Genomic DNA, 21,015 nt, shown 5'->3' with positions numbered 1-21,015 from the left:
GTTACCCTTGGCGCGGTGCTCGCGAGCTTCACGCTCACGCTCGGTGCTCATACGTTCGAACACACTGCGGTTCACTTCTTTCGGCAGATCGATGGTCTTGACCCGGACATCGACAACTTCGATACCCAGCTCCTTTTCCGCCATCTTGTTCAGCGAAGCAGTGATGTCAGCCATCAGCGCATCACGCTCACCAGACACAACTTCGTGCAGGGTGCGCTTACCGAACTGGTCACGCAGACCGGATTCCAGACGACGGGACAGGCGCTCGTCGGCGATTTGCTTGAGGCCGGAAGTTGCGGTGTAGAAGCGCTCGGCATCTTTCACGCGCCACTTGGCGTAGGCATCAACCATCACGGCTTTCTTTTCCAGAGTCAGGAAACGCTGCGTCGGTGCATCCAGCGTCATCAGACGTGCGTCGAATTTACGCACCTGGTTAACGTAAGGCACTTTCACATGCAGACCCGGCTGAACATCCGCCTGCACCACACGACCGAATTGCAGCAACACCGCGCGCTCGGTCTGAGCCACGATGTAGAAGCAGTTCCAGCCAACCAGTACCACGACAACGCCAACGATCAGGGCGATCAGCGATTTATTGCTCATCAGCGGGTCTCCCTTGTACGCGACTGCGGCACGTCAGTGACATGCGGCGTGACATCCGTGTTGCTGGAGGCAGCCGAACCGGTGACCGGTGCATTGCTGCCCGAACTGTTCTGAATCATTTTGTCCAACGGCAGGTAAAGCAGGTTGCTCTGGCCGTCTTTATTACCGGTCACGAGTACCTTGCTGGTATTGCTGAAGACTTCCTGCATGGTGTCCAGATACAGACGCTGGCGGGTGACTTCAGGGGCCTTGCGATACTCGGCGACCAGTTTGGTAAAGCGATCTGCCTCACCCTTGGCGCGCGAAACCGTTTCGTCGCGGTAACCGTTGGCATCTTCAAGGATGCGCTGGGCCTGACCACGGGCTTCCGGCACCACGCCGTTGGCGTAGGTTTCAGCCTGGTTGCGCGAACGCTGCTCGTCTTCACGGGCGCGGATCACGTCATCAAAGGCTTCCTGCACTTCACGCGGTGCCGCTGCGCTCTGTACGTTCACCTGAGTAACGGTGATACCGGTGCGATAGGTATCGAGGAAGCGTTGCAGACGCTCCTTGATTTCGCTGGCCATCAATTCACGACCTTCGGTCAGCACCTGGTCCATGGCGGTCGAACCCACCACGTGGCGCAAGGCGCTGTCGGTCGCATGCTGCAGGCTGATTTCCGGCTGATCGACGTTCAGCACGAAATCCTGCAGGTTGCTGATCTTGTACTGCACGGTCAGCGGCACTTCGACGATGTTCTCGTCTTCGGTCAGCATCTGGCCCTGCTTGGTGTAGGCACGCTCACGCGTGACGTTTTCCATGTACTTTTTATCGATCGGCGGGAAGTAGATGTTCAGGCCGGGGCCGACGGTTTCATAGTACTTGCCGAAGCGCAGCACCACGGCTTGCTCCTGCTCGTCGACCACATAGACCGCGCTGTACAGCCAGACGGCCGCCAGCACAACGAGGCCGATACCGAGCAGAGCGCCGAAGCCGCCACTACTCCTGCCCGAACCACCGCCGTCATCACCACCGCGTTTCTTACCACCACCGAACAACCCGTTCAGGCTTTCCTGCAGCTTTCGGAAGGCCTCGTCGAGATCCGGTGGCCCCTTGCGGTCGCCGTTATTGCGGCGCTTGCCACCCCAAGGATCCTGATTGTTCGAGTTGCCACCCGGCTCATTCCAAGCCATAGCGCTCTCCATCTGATAAAGCAAAGACGCACCCACGGCGCGCCGACCAATGCTACAGAATGCCTGCCGTTGCGGCACAACCGCTTTGTCAGGCTTTTATTGCAAAGTGTGTTGCTCGATGAATTCCATCGGCTGCAATCCTTCGCGGCTTACCAGTCGATTCAACTCGACCCGGGGCAAACGAACGGCCAGCAAGCTGATGCCTTCTTCGTCGTGTTCTTCTTTCTGCACCGCACCGAGTTCGAAGAACTGCGCACGCAGTCGAGCGAATCGTTGCGGCAAACGCAATGTGCCCACAAACAAATCGCTGCCCAGCAACTCGGCAATAGCTTGCTCAAGCAATTCCAGACCACTGCCATCACGCGCGGACAGCCAGACCCGTTGCGGCTTGCCATCGGCATCGCGCTGGATTTGTGGCTCAACGCCTTCAAGCAAATCGAGTTTGTTGTATACCTCGAGGATCGGCAAGTCCTGGGCTCCAATCTCACCCAGCACCACCATCACCTGCTCGATCTGCAACATGCGATCCGGCTCGGCCGCATCGATCACGTGCAACAGCAGATCGGAGTTGCTCGACTCTTCGAGCGTAGACCGAAATGCTTCGACCAGCTTGTGGGGCAAGTGACGGATGAACCCCACGGTGTCGGCCAAAACAATCGGCCCGAGGTCGTCCAGTTCGAGACGGCGCAGGGTCGGGTCCAGCGTGGCGAACAACTGATCCGCCGCGTACACGTCGGATTTCGTCACGTTATTGAAGAGTGTGGATTTACCGGCGTTGGTATACCCCACCAGAGACACGGTAGGAATATCCGCACGCGAGCGGCCGCGTCGCGACTGTTCGCGCTGGCTGCGCACTTTTTCCAGCCGGCCCTTGATCTGGCGCAGGCGAACCCGCAACAGACGACGGTCGGTTTCCAGCTGGGTTTCACCCGGACCACGCATGCCGATGCCACCACCTTGACGCTCAAGGTGAGTCCAGCCACGAACCAGCCGGGTGCTCATGTGGTCAAGCTGGGCCAGTTCGACCTGGAGCTTGCCTTCATGGGTGCGGGCGCGCTGGGCGAAAATATCGAGAATCAGACCGGTGCGGTCGATCACGCGACACTCGAAAACACGTTCGAGGTTACGTTCCTGACTGGGCGTGAGGATGTGATTGAAGATAACCAGATCGGCCTTTTCGGCATGAACCAGGTCGCGTAGTTCCTCGACCTTGCCACTGCCAATCAGGAATTTGGCGGTTGGCCGATGACGCGGCACGTTAAAAAACGCAACGGTCTCGGCGCCCGCCGAATTAGCCAGTTCCTGAAACTCCTGCGGATCTTCGCGCGCCTCAGGGTCCTGTCCATCCAAGTGAACGAGGATGACCCGTTCACCACCACCGTGGCGCTCAAAGAACAAAGGAGACTCCTATCAGGCGTTACCCGGAGCTGGATCTGCGTCGCCCTGTTCATTTTCGGTTGCGCTAGGCAGACGAATTGGACGAACTGGCACGACGGTAGAGATAGCGTGTTTGTAAACCATCTGGCTGACGGTGTTTTTCAGCAGGATCACGAACTGGTCGAAGGACTCGATCGTGCCTTGCAGTTTGATACCGTTGACCAGGTAGATGGAAACCCCAACTTTCTCTTTACGTAAAGTATTCAAGTAAGGGTCTTGTAGCGAATGCCCTTTTGACATGTGCCGCACTCCTTTAAGGATTCAATAATAAAAAATAGGTAATTCAGATGGCTTTGGCCGCCACACCCCCAAGGATAGACGGCAATTGCAAGGACTCAGCTCAATATGGAGATGGTCCCAAGGTATTTCAAGGCGCGTGGCAGATTGTCGCAATCAAGACTGTCCAGCCAGTGTAAATCTTCCCAGCTGCGCAGCCAGGTGAACTGGCGTTTGGCCAATTGGCGCGTGGCGATGATTCCGCGCTCCTGCATTTCGGCCAAGCTCAGTTTGCCATCCAGGTAATCCCAGACTTGGCGGTAACCTACTGCACGTATAGACGGCAACCCGGCATGCAGGTCACTTCTTTTACGCAGGGCTACGACCTCGTCGATGAATCCCTGTTCCAACATATTTGTGAATCTTTGTTTAATACGCTCGTGCAATACCTGACGATTCGCCGGGGCAATGGCCAAGTTCGCGACAGTATAGGGCAATTGTTGCAGTCCCGAAGCGGCTGCTTCAGTACTTTGCGCAGATTGTTGCTGGCGCAGGGCAGTCATGCTCTGACCGCTGACCCGATAAACCTCCAGCGCCCGACTCAGACGCTGTGGATCGTTCGGATGTATCCGCGCCGCTGACTCCGGGTCGATGGCTGCCAATTGCTCGTGCAAGGCTTGCCAGCCAAGGCGTGCAGCTTCTTCTTCGATCTGCGCGCGCACCTCGGGGTCGGCTGCCGGCATGTCTGCCAGGCCGTCGACCAAAGCCTTGTAATAGAGCATCGTGCCGCCGACCAGCAGCGGGATTTTTCCGCGCGATGTGATTTCGGCCATCGCTTGCAGGGCATCACGCCGAAAATCAGCAGCCGAATACGCTTCAGCCGGATCAAGAATGTCGATCAAACGGTGCGGATGCTCAGCCAACAGCTCTTTTGAAGGCTTGGCGGTGCCGATGTCCATGCCACGATAAACCAGCGCAGAATCGACGCTGATCAACTCGCATGGCAATACCTTGGACAGCTCGATGGCCAGGTCGGTCTTGCCCGCAGCGGTCGGGCCCATCAGAAAAATCGCTGGAGGAAGCTGGCTCATCAACGACCGCGCAAGAACAGTTTGTCCAGATCGTCCAGGCCCAGTTGGGTCCAGGTCGGTCGGCCATGATTGCATTGACCGCTGCGCTCGGTGTTTTCCATGTCACGCAGCAGGCCGTTCATTTCCGGCAGGGCCAGGCGCCGGTTGGCGCGGATCGCGCCGTGGCAGGCCATGGTGCCCAGCAGTTCGTTGAGGTGCGCCTGAATCCGGTCGCTGGTGCCGTATTCCATCAAATCCGACAGCACGTCACCCACCAGACGATTAGCCTCAGCCTGCTTAAGCAAAGCCGGAATCTGTCGAATAGCCAATGTTTCCGGGCCAAGGCGTTGCAACTCGAAGCCAAGACGCTGAAACCACGCCGCATGCTCTTCGGCGCAATCGGCCTCGCGCTGACTCACCGCCAGAGACTCAGGCACCAGCAACGGCTGGCCGCTAAGGCCTTCGCTGGCCATGGCAATCTTCAGGCGTTCGTACATGATCCGCTCGTGGGCGGCGTGCATGTCCACCAAAACCAGCCCTTGGGCATTTTCGGACAGAATGTAGATGCCCTTGAGCTGCGCCAGCGCGTACCCGAGTGGTGGAATATCTTCCTGACCGGCCGGCAGCGCATTGGCGTTGGCTTCAGGCAACGGCGCGAAAAACTCGCGATACGCAGCCTGAGCCTCAGCGGCAGGCGGCATCGCCGACTGCGGACGCGGCGTGTATTGATACTGATAAGCGCCACCAGCGCTGGGGCCCGCCGACGTATTGAACGCCGGTTGCGCCTGCGCTTGCTCAAGCAACGCATTGGCCGCCAGACGCATTTCACCCTGCGGGCCGAACTCACCGGCATCAAGGCCGGTTGGCCGGACAACAGCGGTGGTGACTGAACCGGCAAGCTGATCTTCCGGACGCACATCGCCCAGCGCGCGGTGCAGCGTGCCGTAAAGGAAGTCATGCACCATGCGCCCATCGCGAAAGCGCACTTCGTGCTTGGTCGGGTGCACGTTGACGTCCACCGCCGCCGGGTCGACCTCGAAAAACAGCGCAAACGTCGGGTGCCGACCGTTGAACAAGACGTCGCGATAGGCCTGACGCACCGCATGGGCCACGAGCTTGTCGCGCACCGCCCGGCCATTGACAAAGAAGTACTGCAAGTCCGCCTGGCTGCGGTTGAAGGTCGGCAAACCGACCCAGCCCCACAGGTGCAAGCCGTTACGCTCGATCTCGATCGGCAAGGCTTGCTCCAGGAAACCCGAACCACAGATCGCCGCCACACGCCGCGCACGCGCCGCGTCATCGTGGGCTTCGTGCAGGCTGAGAATGGTCTTGCCGTTGTGGCGCAGATGAAACGCCACGTCGAAACGCGCCAGTGCAAGACGCTTGATCACTTCTTGCAGGTGATCGAATTCGGTTTTTTCGGTCTTGAGGAATTTGCGCCGCGCCGGGGTGTTGAAGAACAGGTCGCGGACTTCAACCGAGGTGCCGACCGGGTGCGCGGCCGGTTGCACGCGCGGCGCCATGTCGCGACCTTCGGTTTCGACCTGCCAGGCCTGATCGGCGTCACGGGTGCGCGAGGTCAGGGTCAGACGCGCGACGGAACTGATCGACGCCAGTGCCTCACCGCGAAAGCCCAGGCTCATCACCTGTTCGAGGTCTTCCAGATTACGAATCTTGCTGGTGGCGTGACGGGCCAGCGCCAGCGGCAGGTCGTCGGCGGAGATGCCGCTGCCGTCGTCGCGGACTCGCAACAGCTTGACGCCGCCCTGCTCGACATCGACATCGATGCGCTTGGCGCCGGAGTCGAGGCTGTTTTCCAGCAGCTCCTTGATCACCGACGCCGGGCGCTCGACCACCTCACCGGCGGCGATCTGGTTCGCCAGCCGGGGGCTGAGCAGTTCGATGCGGGCTGCGTTCAGCACTTCGTTCATTCTTTGGACGCCAGTTCGGTGCCAGGAATGGTCAGGTGTTGGCCGACTTTCAGCTCATCGCTTTTCAGGTTGTTCGCGCTGCGCAATGTGGCCGGCGATACCTGATAGCGCACGCCGATCATTGCCAGCGTTTCACCCGGGCCGACACGGTGGTCACGCGGGCCCTGGGCGATCTTGCCGGAATCACGCAGCCAGGCAATGTAGGTGCCCGGTGGCGGATTCTGCTGGAAGAACTGGCGCACGCCGCTGCTGATCGAACGTGCCAGCGCTTGCTGGTGGCTCGACGCCGAGAGTTTGTTCGCTTCGTTGGCATTGGAGATGAAGCCGGTTTCAACCAGGATCGACGGAATATCCGGCGACTTCAACACCATGAACCCGGCCTGTTCAACGCGCTGTTTGTGCAGCGGTGTGACGCGGCCGATGTTGGTCAGAACTTTCTGACCGACGTTGAGGCTGGAGGTGAGCGAAGCCGTCATCGACAGGTCGAGCAACACGCCGGCGAGCATGCGGTCCTTGTCATCGAGGCTGACGTTGCCGGCACCACCGATCAAGTCGGAACGGTTTTCGCTGTCGGCCAGCCAACGGGCGGTCTCCGACGTCGCGCCGCGATCAGACAGGGCAAACACCGACGCACCAAAAGCCGCCGCAGAAGGCGCGGCGTCGGCGTGGATCGACACGAACAGGTCGGCGCCCTTTTTGCGGGCAATTTCGGTACGCCCGCGCAACGGAATGAAGTAGTCGCCGGTGCGGGTCAGTTCAGCGCGGAAGCCTTTCATGCCGTTGACCTGACGCTGCAGTTCGCGAGCGATTTGCAGCACCACGTCTTTTTCACGCTGACCACGCGAACCGGACGCACCCGGGTCTTCGCCGCCGTGGCCGGCGTCAATCACCACAATAATGTCGCGCTTGCCGGCCGGGGCTGGCGGCAGCTTGATTGTCGGCTCGGTCGGGGTGACCGGCACGGCCGGTACAGTCGCAACCCGCGGCGTTGGCGCAGGCGGCGGCGCCGCGTCGGCCGCATTATCGAACAGATCGACCACCAGGCGATTGCCGTACTGCGCGTTAGGCGCCAGCGAGAAGCTTTTCGGGGTGACGGCTTTTTTCAGATCGATGACCACCCGCAGGTCGGTCGGCGTGCGCTGGGCCGAGCGCATCGCGGTGATCGGCGTGTTCGCGGTCTGCACATTCAGCGGCGCGCCAAGGGTGGCGCCGTTGATGTCGATCACCAGCCGATCCGGTGAGGTCAGGGTGAAAACACTGTGTTGCACCGGGCCGCTCAGGTCGAAGACCAGTCGCGTGTTGTCCGGCGCCCGCCACAGGCGCACGCTGTTGACCTTTGAGTCGGCCACAGCGTTGACGGTTACTGCCATCAATATCAGTCCAGCGGCAGCCACCAACGCGCGAAAGCGCATACCTAACCCCATCATCTAATTGGATTCCAACGCCAAAGCGGCACACCAGGCCTCGCCACGCGAGCCCTGGGATAAAATTTTCAGCGAACGCCCGCTGTCTTGCGGGCTAATGGTAATGGTCAGGTCCGGCTTTGGCAAAAAGCCTGCACCTTTATCGGGCCATTCGATCAGGCACAGTGCGTCGTCTTCGAAATAGTCGCGGATGCCGAGAAACTCCAGCTCTTCCGGATCGACCAGGCGATACAGGTCAAAGTGGAAGGCGCGGATATCGCCAATCTCGTAGGGTTCGACCAAGGTGAAGGTCGGACTTTTCACCGCCCCGACGTGCCCCAACCCACGAATGATCCCTCGGGACAGCGTGGTTTTGCCCATCCCCAGGTTGCCCTCGAGGAAAATAAGGCCGTGGCCCTGGGTCACCCGGGCGATCCGTGCGCCAAAGTCGCTCATGGCCTGTTCATCGGCCAGGTACAGGGTTACTTCAGACACGGTGCATGCTCCTCCAACAACTGACGAATGACTGGAATCAAATCACTGGCCGCCAGCCCACGGCCGAATTTCCCTTGTTGCATCCCGGCATTGGCGTGCAGCCAGACCGCCAGACAGGCGGCATCGAAACCGTCCATGCCTTGCGCCAACAGTGCGCCGGTCAAGCCTGCCAGTACATCGCCGAGCCCAGCGGTGGCCATGGCCGGATGGCCCTGGTGACACAACGCCAGACGCCCATCGGGATGCGCAATCAAACTGCCGGCGCCTTTCAGCACCACCACTGCTGTATGTTTTTTGCTCAAAGCCAAAGCGGCCGCCGGGCGATCCGCCTGTACTTCAGCAGTACTGATCCCCAGCAAACGCGCCGCTTCGCCCGGATGCGGAGTGATCACGCAATCCTTGGGCAGGCTGACGAATCCGCTGGCCAGCAGATTCAATGCATCGGCGTCCCACACTTGTGGCAACGGCGCGTTGACGGCGGCAGACAACAGCGCCCGCCCCCAACTCGCCTGTCCAAGCCCCGGCCCGACGACCAGCACTGACACTTTTTCCAGCAGACTCATCAATTGATTGGCCGATGAAACCCCTAGCGCCATCACTTCCGGAACCCGCGTCAGCGCCGCCGACACGTGCTCCGGTCGCGTTGCCAGCGAAACCATGCCCGCCCCGCTGCGCAGTGCGCTTTCGGTGCTGAGCAGAATCGCCCCGCCGAAACCGTGATCGCCACCGATCAACAACAAATGCCCGAATCGCCCTTTGTGCGCGGCCTGCGCACGTGCGGCCAGACGCGGCAGATTAGCCGCATTGAGGCGTCGAGCGCTGACAGGAATGTCACGATAGATTTCGGTCGTGGCGTGCAAATCATTAAATGCCAGATAGCCGATGTGATCCGCAGCATCGCCGGTGAACAGACCGATTTTCAGCCCAATGAAGGTGACGGTGAGGTCGGCGCGAACTGCGGCACCGAGCACATGCCCGGTATCAGCGGACAGTCCGGAAGGAATATCCACCGCCGTTACCGGCAAACCGCTGGCATTGATCGCCCTGATGGCACTGGCATATGGCTCGCGAACCTCACCGGTGAGGCCGGTGCCAAGCAAGGCATCGACGATGATGCCGCGTAATGGGCTCAGGGGGTTCCAGCCCTGTATCGCCACGCCTTCGGTCACCGCCTCGGCATGGGCCAATGCTGCGTCGCCCTGCAAGCGCTGCGGATCACCGACGGCCAACACCTGAACTTGCCAGCCCGCGCGTTGAGCGAGAACCGCTACCAGATAACCGTCACCGGCATTGTTGCCATGGCCGGCGAGCACCGTCAGTTCGGTCGCTGAAGGCCATTGTCGGACCAGCGCCCGCCAGGTCGCATGTGCGGCGCGCTGCATCAATTCGAAGCCCGGCGTGCCGGCAGCAATCAGCCGTGCGTCGAGTTCGCGCACCTGAGCGGCGCAGTACAGCGCGTCGGGTAATTCATCTTTCGTGTGCGGCATGCGTATTCGGGCTCCGATGTCTGGCAGAATTATACGCACCTCAGCTCCGGTTTCTCTCGCCTCATGTCCGCCATCACTACAGACCTGCCCGCCCTCGCCCAATCGATCAAGGATTGGGGCCGCGAGCTGGGCTTTCAGCAAGTCGGCATCAGTGGCCTGGATCTGGCAGAGCATGAGCAGCACCTGGCGCGCTGGCTCGAAGCTGGCTACCACGGCGAAATGGACTACATGGGTGCCCACGGCAGCAAACGTTCGCATCCGGAAGAGCTGGTACCCGGTACGTTGCGCGTGGTTTCCCTGCGCATGGACTACCTGCCGGGCGACACCGAGATGGCCAAACGTCTGGCCCAACCGGAAAAAGCGTACGTGTCGCGTTATGCCTTGGGCCGCGATTACCACAAATTGATCCGTAAACGCGTTCAACAATTAGCGGACAAGATACAAGCCGAGATTGGCCCGTTTGGCTTCCGCGCCTTCGTCGACAGCGCTCCGGTGCTGGAAAAAGCCATCGCCGAGCAGGCCGGGCTGGGCTGGATCGGCAAAAACACCCTGGTGTTGAACCGCAAAGCCGGCAGTTACTTCTTTCTGAGCGAACTGTTCGTCGACCTGCCGCTGCCGGTGGATGAACCGCACAGCACCGAACATTGCGGTCGCTGCACGGCGTGCCTGGATATCTGCCCGACCAACGCCTTCGTCGGTCCTTATGTGCTGGATGCGCGGCGCTGCATTTCCTATCTGACCATCGAGCTCAAAAATGCCATCCCTGAAGAACTGCGTCCGCTGATCGGCAATCGCGTCTTCGGCTGCGATGACTGCCAGATAGTCTGCCCGTGGAACCGCTTCGCGCGGCCGTCTGGCGAAACCGACTTCAAGCCACGGCACAACCTCGACAACGCCGAACTGGCCGAGCTGTTTTTGTGGGATGAAGAGAAATTCTTGAGCAGCACCGAAGGTTCACCGTTGCGGCGAGCGGGGTATGAGCGCTGGTTGAGGAATCTGGCGGTGGGGCTGGGCAATGCGCCTTCAACGATCCCGGTGCTGGAAGCGTTGAAGGCGCGACGGGATTATCCGTCAGCGTTGGTTAGAGAGCATGTGGAGTGGGCGCTGGAACAGCACTCCCGACCTGCGCACGCGAAACTGGCCAGCAAAGAGCTCAAATCATGATCTTGCCCTTGAGTACTCTTGGTTCTGGCTTGGTGCTGCCTGGTCGTGTGTTTATACCTGTCACTTGGATTTTTTAAGGTGGCCGCCCAACTGGATGATGTCTGCAATCCTGTCCTTGGAGTTCTCCACCAGATACACGCGATCTCCCCCGCCCAAGTAAAAATGCATTCCCTTCATCGTCGAGCTGGATGAACCGTGCATTGGCTCGTAACGGCCTTCCGCTAGCTGGGCGGCCATGCTCGGAGGTTTTCCCTCTGAAATTTCCTTCATGAAGAACTCAGCTTTTTTCTTCAAGTCTTCTTTACCCGCTACCTCGATGTAGTTCCGACCATTTTTTTCGTAGGTCTTGACGAGTGTCCATTTCGTATCGATCTCCTCCTGAACCGGCGCGCTGGCTTTTTTGGCCGCAGCCTTGGCTCCTCGTCCTTTGGCAAAAGCTTTGCCCGCCCCCCGTCCACTGAGCCCTGGTTGAAACGCTGAAGCCAGCTTTCTGGCTCCATTCACAGCAGCTTTGGCGCCGGCCGCCAGACCTGTACCGAGCGAAGCCAGGCCAAGACCGACACTGATCCACCCCAATAGCTCTCCTGCTGAAGAATCCGGTGCATAGTGACTGACCAATTCGCTGGCGATTCCCGTCAAACCTGAAGCAACGGTCAGACCCAACGCCGCCACCGCCCATGGCGTTGTGGCGCCCGCCGAGAGCACGCTGGCAACAATCCCCAGGACACTGAGTCCGACTCCCAGGATCAATTGCCAGGATATATGCCCCGTAGGGTCAACACGATTGACAGGATCGCCCAGGCAATAAGCGTAGGCATTCAATCCGCCCCCACCAAATGGACTCATGCTATCGGGGCTGAGAAAACGCATCAGTGTCGGGCTATAGGCTCGATAACCGTTGCCCAGCAGATAAAGGCCGGTCGCCCGGTCCAGTTGCTCGCCGTTGAACCCCGCCAGACTGAACAAACCACCCTCGGCAGGACGATGCCCGTAAGGGCTGTAAGCGCAATCGGTCAGCTGCCCCTCACCCAGCTCTGCCAATACACTTTGCTGCTGATCGGTGCCGAACAGTTGCGCGCCGGCGTTCAATCCGAGCTGCTGCTGCCCTACAAGCAATCCACCGTGCCGCACGACGCTGGATGAATCTTTACCACGAACCTCATTGGTGACCCGGCCTTCGTAGTAATAACGCTGCGCCGTTGCCGTATCCGGTTGCGACAGTTCAACCAGGTGATCGAAACCGTCGTAATGGTAGCCGCGGATGACTGAACCTCCTGCGCCAGCCAGTTGCTCGAGACGTCCGAACGCGTCATAGGTCAGGGTTCGCGCCTGATCATCCTTGATCATCCTGCCGTTGGCGTCGTATTCCAGGGTCACTGCCGGTGGATAGTCGACATGGGAATGCTTGACTGCGCTGAGCTGCGCGGGGTCCGGATTTTCATAACTGAACGTGGTCAGATTCACACCCAGCGGGAACCGGGTTTGTACGGTGAGAAGGTTGTCCAGTGCATCGAATGTAAACGTCTGCTGGACTATCTCTTTGCCGTAAGGATCCAAGGGTTTTTGGGTTCCGGCACAGTCGTACTGGATCAGACGCCCACGCACGTCGTAAACAAATTGTTCATCGCGCAACACTTGTGTGCCGCGCATGGACACTTTGCGCGACAGTTTGCCAGCGAGCGTATAAGTCGACGCCAGCGTCTGGTCGGGCTGGCCCTTGACCTCGAAAGTACGGAGGGTTTCACGACCGATATCATCATAGGCAAACCGAGTGATCATTTGACGCTTGATCGAAGTCTCTTCGGTCTTCGTCCATTCCAGCATCCCTGTTTGGATGTTGTAGTGGAATTCGGTTTTCAGCGAACCCTGCAAAGTCGATAACAAGCGGCCGTGGTCATCGTATTCGGATCTATGCTCGGATCCGAGTACATCGACATAGATGAGCGGTCGCCCCTCTAAAGAATAGGTAGAAGAAGTTGCTTTGCTGACATCGCCGTAGGTAGTCGTTTCGGATTTGATGCGCCCGGAAGGGTAATACGTAAAACGACGCTCTCTGCTGTTTTCGGTGCAGGTCAAGGGATGCCCGTTGACGGGGTCGTAAGTCATGGTCGTGAGCAATTCCCCCACCTTGCGTTCAGTCAGTAAACCGCCCAGAGCTCGTACATAAGTAAATTCGGTTTTCTTGCCATCGGCGCTCTTGCACCACTGCGGCTGACTGAACCCCGCTTCATATCCGGCCTCGGACTCGCGTCCGCCCACGGTACTTTTCGTCAGGCGATTCAAACCGTCATACACCTGCCGGCCCAACACTCTGCTATTAACCCGGGTGCAGACCGGCAGCGCTTCATCAGTGTGATCGGCGTAGTCGGTTACCACTTCGCTGGCGCCGGGCAGGACACTACGGATCATCCGGTCAAAAACGTCGTACCCATATCGAGTGGTATTGCCGACCGGATCGGTCTGGCTGGTTGTGCGCCCCAATCCGTCATAGGTGTAAACGGTTTTGCCGAGGCTCTTATTCTTCAGATTGAAGCTCTCGACACTCAGTGGTTTACCAAACTCGTTGGCGAGGGTAACTGTCTTGCCCATTCCCTGAAGCCAACTCGTTTGCTGGCGAGCGACCGGATCGGCCTCGCTGTGTTCGATACGCCCATCGGCATGGAGCGTCTTGCTGACCTGCCCCCAGTTATCGAATTCGTAGCGAGTGATGACCGGATAAGGCTTGCCATCGCGCCAATCGGTCAGCGTTACGTTTACCTTGTGACCCGCCGAATCATGAATGGCGGAATAGAGGGTGCGAAACTGAATGAGCCCATCCTCATCCGGATAGTCACAGTCCTGTTCCTGAACGGTAACCACCCGTTCCAGGCCGTCATAGGTCACTCTTTGTTCACAGCCGGCGGGGTCAATGGTCACCATCGTGGCCGGCTGCTGAATGGTGGCTGCGATATAGGCCCACTTGGTAGAGGCTGCGTAAGGAGTACCGCGGGCAACTGTTTTGCACACTGCCCGGCCGATCGCGTCGTATTCATATTCGATCTGCTCGCCATCGACACCGACTTCTGACAACGGTAATCCGCTCAGCGTCGAGAGCACTTTCTCGCTGGTCTGCAACGAGCCATCAAACCCACGTGTGCTGGACTTCACTCGCAGCCCGGCGTCCTCAAGCTCATAGGAAAATTCCGTACAAGTCTTTTTATCGTTACGGGTGATGCTTTGCTCTTTCATGGCCCCGTGCTTGAGCGGGTCCATTGGCGTATTCAGGTAATGCGTTGCGGTTCTCGAGCGCAGGACCTCAACCCCCTCCACGAGCTCGAAATAACGCTCCTCAACCGGTAACACGGATGCCAGTTCCGCACCTTTCAACGCGGGATGCAGCGCATAGTCGTAATACGTGACAGTCGAGTTTCCACCTGCTGCAGCAGCGGTAACAGTCCTCTTTTTCTGGAACCTGATAAAACCCAGCGGATCCTTTGGGCAGTTGTCCCCACCGCTTGCCGGATAAAATTCCGACACGGTCGTCACCCCACTCGGCTCGACATACTTGAGCAAGTTGCCTTCGCCGTCGAACTCAGTGACGGTGGTTTCCTCGCGCGACTTTTGGGTGCCCCGATCGAGATACGTCACCTTCTGAACCTTGGGCATGCGGAACTGAGCCGGCTGTTCATTGGATGGCCTTGCGACGGAACAATGATATTCGGTGGTGGTTGTGGTCTGGGCATCGCCGCATGTTGTAACTTCTGCGACCAGCAAATGGAATTTGTTGTAGGTGCGATTAATCCGGGTGTGAACCTTACCGTTGACCACCAATTTCTCGTCCGAGGTATAGACGTAGTGACTGGGCGCCAGGTAAAGAGGATCTCCGTCTTCGTCCTTGGCCGGGATGAGACCCTGCCCGAGAAAGTTATGGTCGGAATACGTGTATATCTTGCAGAGCCTGGCCTGGCGACGCCCCGGGTAAACATCGTGAGCGATGACAAACGGCAGCGTCTGTTCCACGCCGTTTACGAAGCGGTGACCTTGCCGCTTGTAGCGAATGATTTCTACGCCGCGCAAGGGGTTGACGACGCGGCGCAAATAGCTGGCCTCATCAATGACTTCATATTCCAGCTCCCAGCCCTTGCCGAGCGGAAGCTCGATTGCCGTCACCCGACTGTTTTTCAAGATCAACTTGTAGTCGGAACTGGACGGCGTATCGGGATGCCGGGTCAATGTCACTTGACCTGCATTGCGTGTAATTTTCAACAGGCAGCTCTTGGCGTCAGAGACTTCCGTCAACATGGGAAACTGATTGAACAGTTTATGCTTCAGCGTGATGCTCACACCGTTCGCCGCGAAAATTGTTTCCGCTACGGCAATCTGAGTGCCCGCCTGAACTTTCAGTAACTCACGGCGCCCATCCTTGTATTGGACCTCATAGCGGCCTGTCCCGGTCACCAATACCTTGGCGGTTTGCAGTTTCATTTCCTTGAACTTCAGGCCGGTAGACGTCTCGACAGCCTTGTATCGCTCACCGTTGGACAGCGTCATGACTTTGCTGCGCAAGTTGTAATGCGTCATGGTCAAAGACCATCCAAGGCCGAAACCGGCATCCACCTGATTGAGCGGATTAAATCCCATTGAAAGTGCAAATTCAGGACCATTGAGATCCGCCGAGTACAACTTCCCCAACGAAAAGGCACATGTATATATGCCCGTGCGAGGATCAACGCCTCCGGAAACGAACTCACCGAAATTGAAAGCATTTGAATGAACAGCGGAAGATGAATTACTTACCATTGAAAAGCGTCCTTTATTTCCAAATTCAGATATTGGCAGATCAGGCTGGCGAGCAAAAAAAACCGCTAACCACATGTCAAAATCAGATAAGTTTTTTCATTGATCGCCTGGATTCATCCAGAATAAACGTGCGCTGTTCTTTATCACCATCGATACAAAGCCTGTGCTCCGAACCGAATTCATCAATCACTGCAAACTCGAATGCGCTTTCATTGGCCGGCGCCACTTGCAGATCAGCGGAAATATACTGCACAAGTGTCAACTGCCCAGGCACTTTATTAATAGGTACGGTTATGTAGCCGAGAGGGCTGCGAAAGGTTGTTTTCAGCCCATAAATCGGCGCCATATACCCATAAAAATTTCTGCGACCATCCCGTGTGCCAGGGATATTTCCGGACACATACACCTGCACCGAATTTTCCGAATCATAAGGGTCAAGTTTTACTTCACTGCTGTACCAGTCGAGGAGGTGAATCTGCCGGCCCTCTGCGTGTAGACCAATATGATAATGCTGGACCCAGTCATACGTGGCTCTCTGCTGTTTCTCATCGTACTTGCTCAACGAGAAACTGCTCAGCGGATACTCTCTCGGTGGAATCGCTTCTAGCGTAACACTGCTGTCAAAGCCAACTCCGTTACTTCGCAATACCTCCTCGGCCATGATGATTTCGGCAGCCACTTCCATGACTCCAGGCCTGGAGGCGGAAACCCAAAACTCAAAAACCTGCACCGGATCAGCATCGTCACTTATCCGATTGTCCTTAACACGCGATATTTCTGTAACCCGCGGCGCCCCACCCGACATTTCGTGGGCATACCGATTTTCATGCACCGATACACCCCAGTCTCCTTCCAGAGGCCGAGCGCCGTTATAGGCAATCAACCGCAGTGACTGCAAGGCGGGATGTCCATACAGTGACGCGCCGTCTCCACTGTTATCGACTCCGTGCAAAAGCACCAACACGCGCACTTGCATTCTACCGTTGGCGTAAAGAACCTTATGTTGACCAGACCTTGCAGAGTCGAGTTTAACCTCGATACGGGACACACTAAGCTGCTCATCAAACATAAAATAACCCCTGACCAATTAATAATTCTCGCCCCTCTCAGAGCACGTCGAAGTATTGACGCACGACTAAAAAAACAATAAAAGCCGGGACATTCGACAAATTATTAAGAGGCAAAGCCGAGGAAATACTTGAACATCAAAACCGACAACCTACACAAATCATCAAACAATCAAAAACTGCTGAATTCATGTTACAAAACGCAAAACCGCTCGCTTTGGGCCTTTGATTCCGGCATCACATGATGCTCCTCCCCTCCTGATCGCCATGGAGCGGAAAGCAGAAGGGGAGCCGCCGCGTTATTTATACTTATCAATTTATGTTAGACAAACAATAAACCCGTTACGTCCATCAACATTCAGTCACTGTCTGAACCTGTGGAGAAACCGCTTTCCGAGGATTCACTCTCGTACTCTACGTCTGAAACTGGCTCATCCATTTGAATTTCTATTTTCCGATCCATGCTGGAATACTCCAGATACTCGGTAATCCGCTGCCTCGACGCGTTACTCAAGGGATTATTCACCAGACCAACGAACAGATCCTGTGTATCCGGGATATCGAACAACTCATCCCCCACATCTTTAATATCATTGTTCTGTAACGCCAACACCTGTAGCTCTTTCAGCATATCTATTCCTGAAGGAACGCTGGACAGATTGGCGTCATAGAGCATCAATTCCGTTAAATCCGGCATGAAGCCTACATGCGGAGAAACTGTCAGAGGATTGTGTGCCAGGTTCAACAATGTAAGGGTTTCCATTCTTGACAGCCCTTCAGCCGTTATCTCAGAAAGTCTGAGCGAGCACTTATCCAGCGTGAGTTGACGCAACTCGCGCATTTGAAAGACCCCTAACGGGAACTCCTCCATTTTTAAACCGGTCACCATCAAATATTGAACATTGGGAAAACTGTCAAGGAACGCGCCTATCCGTGTGCCCGGTTTCTGTGCGGTTAGTATTAACTCTGTCACATACTCGAATCTGGCGGATAGCCTTGGTAACTCACCAGAAAAATCGACGTCGTAAGAAAAATGATAGTCACCGTACCCCCATCTCGACACCGACTTGCGCTGCCAGATATCTTGCAGCTTTGCGCTGAATTGCTCGCGAGCCTGGCGTCGCTCGGCGGGTGTTGGCGCACTGCCCTGTCCCGACGATTCCGAACGAGATGACGGTTCATCGGCACTCCATATCGCCAATTCATTACGCAACGTCGCGAACTCTTTTTCCAAGCGAGTCATTACACCGGATGGATCACCTTTCAAACGCTCGTTGATAAACGTCGATACCTCCTCACTCGAAAGCTGCGGATAAAGATCACCTACGCGGTCAACAACGGACTTGGCCGATGTCGGGTTGTTATCGGCTCCGCCTCGCAACTGTCCCGCTTGGCTGTATTGAGCGGCGACAGGATCGACAGTAACCGGAAGCGGCACCAACCCCAGCATTTCGCTCACGACCTGGCGCGACGGTAACGGCTGTGCACGAATCAATTGCTGGAGTGCTTGCCCTCCTCCCTCCGATATACCGAGCGCCTGACGCTGTACGGGCAGCAACAGGAACCAGACCGCCGAATACAGATCGCTCACACCTTTATACGATGAACCTTCGGGGCTGTTGATGACGTAGCCTGCGTCCTGCCGTACCAGTATGTGATGGAACGGAGTCCGAACATCGCCTATGGCGGTCAAGGCTTCCCCGTCCGCCCCGCCCTGACGAATCTCGATATGAACTTTTGGCGACCACCCTGCAAGGCGCCCGATCATATGCAACGCCAGTCGGTCACTGTCCGGGCTGGAGATCGAATCCAGATATATCCCTTCGCAAGCTCTCGCCAGACGAACATCGCGCAGAGACAGCAGCGCCTCTTCTGCCATTCGCCGTGGCATTCCCGATTGATTGTGCATATGCAGACGATCAGCGGCGCTTGCATCGCGCCACAACGCCTGGGCCACCATTTTGGGCAGGTCAGGAAAGATCCGCCGCATCTGCAACGTGTATTCATCACAGTCGAGTTCGAACGCGCGCTCATGATTCTGAAAGAGCACGGTGCGAGCCCGTTGAACACGGCGTCCCGCAGGATCGCCTTCGCGCACCTGCAGCAGAGCCTGCAAATCGGGATCGACCTGGGCGCGCACCAACGGGTCGGGATGTTGCAGTTGTGTGATGGACGTCTGGATTTTCTGATCGAGGCTGAAGCGCCTGAGGGCGTCCTGCAGCAAGGCGAGGGATCGCGAGCTTATAGGGGAATCGCTCGCCAGCATTTCATCCATGCCACTCACCGCAAGAATGCGGGTAATCGTTACTTCGGAAAAAACATCCACCGAATGCCCCATGCGGTGAAACAGTTCTGCCGTTCGTCCCCGTAGCGAACTGAATATTGCAAGGTGATCACGTGAATAGTTGCTGTGCAGCGGGAGCCAGAACCCGCTCCCGATGTCCTGCTTCAGTAGCGGGCCAGAAGGATTCAGCTCTCTGGCCAGCGTGGCGCGAAACAGACCACTCTCGGCGTCCAGAACCACTTGCACGAAATGCTCGTCGGATACGGCCACATACTGACGGTGCTTGAACATCTGGATGCCCTGCGCATCAGCCTCGCCGAGGCTTTTGGGTGTGGGTATCCAGTAATCTTCCAGCGAGGAGGCCGCGGCAAGCATCGCAAGTTTATCGCTCGCGGAAGACATCGGGCTCGCGCTCACACTGACCGGAGGCCTCTCTGCGACCAAACCTGGCCGATAGGAAGAGGGCAACGATTCCAGGCGTTGCAGTGGCAGTAGATGCGGTATTTCTGGAAAAGAGGACAGTGGCCGATGTGAGCCATCCGCGCTGAAATCGGGGGTTTTGTTTGGGGCAGGAACAGGTTTGACCTTTGGCGGCTTGCCAGCCATATATTCTCATCCTTGAGTGTGAGCTGATGCTGGCCCCGCAGCACCCAAGGGCCAGCCAACGTGTTAAACAGGTGTAACGGCAGGAACAGCGATAACATCATCGCTTGATGAAGTTACAGCTTACAGCGCTGTGTTTTACATGAGGATATATATAGCTACCACATTACATTGCGCACACGCAGAGAGACCGCGCATTCAACCTCGCTCCACGGTAAGGGTAAGCCTGGAAAAAACCGTGTGAATAGCCAGCTTATGTTCAGTGCCATATTGATCAATGGCGCGAAAATGAAAAACACCGCCCTGCCTTGAAGCTGGCGAAAGAGTCGAATACTCAGACATCGCTTGCACCACGGTCAGCTCTCCGTCCCGATCATTGACCCTTACCTTGTAATACTTTGAGTCGGATGTTATCGCATCAGCATAATGGCGATAAGCAAGAACGCTGCCGTTGTATGGCAAAGACACGGCGACCTCGCTTTTTTCGGGGCGAATCAAAATACCTTCAAGATAATTGGTTTGTTTTTCTCGGAGCTTGTTGCCTGAGACAAAGTAACCGTCATCTGCAACACCATCGGCAATCCAGTCGACCAGCCTGGTTTGCTGACCTTGCGGATACAAGCCCAAGTAATGGTTCCAAATGCGATTCCCCGGCTCTTCATTGCCTCGCCTGACCGGGACCCATCGGAATTGCTCAATGGAGTAAGCCAGTGGCTGCTGCGCTTCCAGGGTCACGCTGCTGTCATGAACACTGGAAAGACTGCTCCCGTTGCTGCGAATCGTAATTCCGCCCAGCGTAAGGCGTGCAGCGATCTGAGTAGTTCCTGGGGTGGCCGACGAAACCCAGAAGGAACGCACCTGAGGATGAACGGCATCCTCGTCTGCGTCATCGTCGGAGGCCACCATCGGGGCGAATGACGTTTGCGCCTCAAGCGTAAATCGCCCTTGTTCAGTATTTGCGCTCCAACCATCGCGCAGGCGCTTGCCAGTACCGTAATGAATAAGCTCAATACTGTTCATTACTTCAGACGGCACGTGCACGGCATTACCATTTATATCCGCCCCGGAGACCACCACTTGGACCTTGACCTGCATCCGGCCATTGCCGTATAGCACTTTACTTCGTGAGGTGTCGCCAGCATCAAACTTCACATTGAAACGGGTCACACTATCGAATGTTTGCGAATGATTAGACTGACCCTGTGCATCGCCCATGTTTTCACTCATGAATCAACTCCTTTGATTTCGTGATAATTCAGAAGACCAGCATTAAACCAAATGCCGAAAAATAAATAACACGCCAA

Annotated in this window: 14 protein-coding genes; 1 reads left to right on the top strand and 13 read right to left on the bottom strand. The window is 56.9% G+C overall.

Annotated elements, in window-relative coordinates; genetic code table 11:
• The 9 genes from hflC to ACIOVB_RS21795 form a co-directional block, all read right to left on the bottom strand.
• A partial coding sequence (gene hflC / locus ACIOVB_RS21835) for a protease modulator HflC (RefSeq protein WP_401271283.1) occupies nt 1-603 on the bottom strand: 603 nt, incomplete at its 3' end.
• The gene (gene hflK / locus ACIOVB_RS21830) at nt 603-1,775 is read right to left on the bottom strand and encodes an FtsH protease activity modulator HflK (protein WP_401271280.1); all 1,173 of its coding nucleotides are present in this window, start codon (nt 1,773-1,775) and stop codon (nt 603-605) included. The genes hflC and hflK, both read right to left, overlap by 1 nt.
• A 96-nt stretch (nt 1,776-1,871) precedes the next feature.
• A complete protein-coding gene (gene hflX / locus ACIOVB_RS21825) occupies nt 1,872-3,173 on the bottom strand; it encodes a ribosome rescue GTPase HflX (protein WP_095187332.1) in 1,302 nt (433 codons plus the stop codon).
• Between the two features lie 12 nt (nt 3,174-3,185).
• Complete coding sequence (gene hfq / locus ACIOVB_RS21820; protein ID WP_095109354.1) at nt 3,186-3,452, bottom strand: RNA chaperone Hfq; 267 nt, start codon at nt 3,450-3,452, stop codon at nt 3,186-3,188.
• 95 nt (nt 3,453-3,547) lie between these two features.
• Complete coding sequence (gene miaA, locus ACIOVB_RS21815; RefSeq protein ID WP_401271277.1) at nt 3,548-4,519, bottom strand: tRNA (adenosine(37)-N6)-dimethylallyltransferase MiaA; 972 nt, start codon at nt 4,517-4,519, stop codon at nt 3,548-3,550.
• Entirely contained in the window at nt 4,519-6,420 is a 1,902-nt protein-coding gene (gene mutL / locus ACIOVB_RS21810; protein WP_401271286.1) for a DNA mismatch repair endonuclease MutL, read from the bottom strand. The genes miaA and mutL overlap by 1 nt, the downstream gene beginning before the upstream one ends.
• A gap of 5 nt (nt 6,421-6,425) precedes the next feature.
• Complete coding sequence (locus ACIOVB_RS21805; RefSeq protein WP_401271274.1) at nt 6,426-7,799, bottom strand: N-acetylmuramoyl-L-alanine amidase; 1,374 nt, start codon at nt 7,797-7,799, stop codon at nt 6,426-6,428.
• Nucleotides 7,800-7,856: 57 nt separating this feature from the next.
• On the bottom strand, nt 7,857-8,327 hold the full coding sequence (tsaE, locus tag ACIOVB_RS21800; RefSeq protein ID WP_016985707.1) for a tRNA (adenosine(37)-N6)-threonylcarbamoyltransferase complex ATPase subunit type 1 TsaE: 471 nt from the start codon (nt 8,325-8,327) through the stop codon (nt 7,857-7,859).
• On the bottom strand, nt 8,315-9,814 hold the full coding sequence (locus tag ACIOVB_RS21795) for an NAD(P)H-hydrate dehydratase (protein ID WP_401271271.1): 1,500 nt from the start codon (nt 9,812-9,814) through the stop codon (nt 8,315-8,317). The genes tsaE and ACIOVB_RS21795 overlap by 13 nt, the downstream gene beginning before the upstream one ends.
• A gap of 63 nt (nt 9,815-9,877) precedes the next feature.
• Between ACIOVB_RS21795 and queG the strand changes: the two genes are divergently transcribed.
• Nucleotides 9,878-10,978 (top strand): tRNA epoxyqueuosine(34) reductase QueG, encoded by a 1,101-nt coding sequence (gene queG, locus ACIOVB_RS21790; protein ID WP_401271268.1) that lies wholly within the window; start codon nt 9,878-9,880, stop codon nt 10,976-10,978.
• Between the two features lie 60 nt (nt 10,979-11,038).
• On the opposite strand, the gene ACIOVB_RS21785 is transcribed toward queG, so the two are convergent.
• From ACIOVB_RS21785 to ACIOVB_RS21770, 4 genes are all read right to left on the bottom strand, one after another.
• Nucleotides 11,039-15,832 (bottom strand): RHS repeat domain-containing protein, encoded by a 4,794-nt coding sequence (locus ACIOVB_RS21785; protein WP_401271265.1) that lies wholly within the window; start codon nt 15,830-15,832, stop codon nt 11,039-11,041.
• 7 nt (nt 15,833-15,839) lie between these two features.
• On the bottom strand, nt 15,840-16,826 hold the full coding sequence (locus ACIOVB_RS21780; RefSeq protein WP_401271262.1) for a hypothetical protein: 987 nt from the start codon (nt 16,824-16,826) through the stop codon (nt 15,840-15,842).
• A gap of 356 nt (nt 16,827-17,182) precedes the next feature.
• Nucleotides 17,183-19,714 (bottom strand): hypothetical protein, encoded by a 2,532-nt coding sequence (locus tag ACIOVB_RS21775; RefSeq protein ID WP_401271260.1) that lies wholly within the window; start codon nt 19,712-19,714, stop codon nt 17,183-17,185.
• A gap of 195 nt (nt 19,715-19,909) precedes the next feature.
• Nucleotides 19,910-20,938, bottom strand: coding sequence for a hypothetical protein (locus ACIOVB_RS21770; RefSeq protein WP_401271258.1), 1,029 nt, complete (start codon nt 20,936-20,938; stop codon nt 19,910-19,912).
• Nucleotides 20,939-21,015: the final 77 nt, after the last annotated feature.

The organism is Pseudomonas sp. NPDC087639 (genome assembly GCF_044743385.1).
GTDB lineage: Bacteria > Pseudomonadota > Gammaproteobacteria > Pseudomonadales > Pseudomonadaceae > Aquipseudomonas.
Note: the sequence above shows the minus strand (reverse complement) of the source record. Positions and strands in the feature narration are given on the sequence as shown.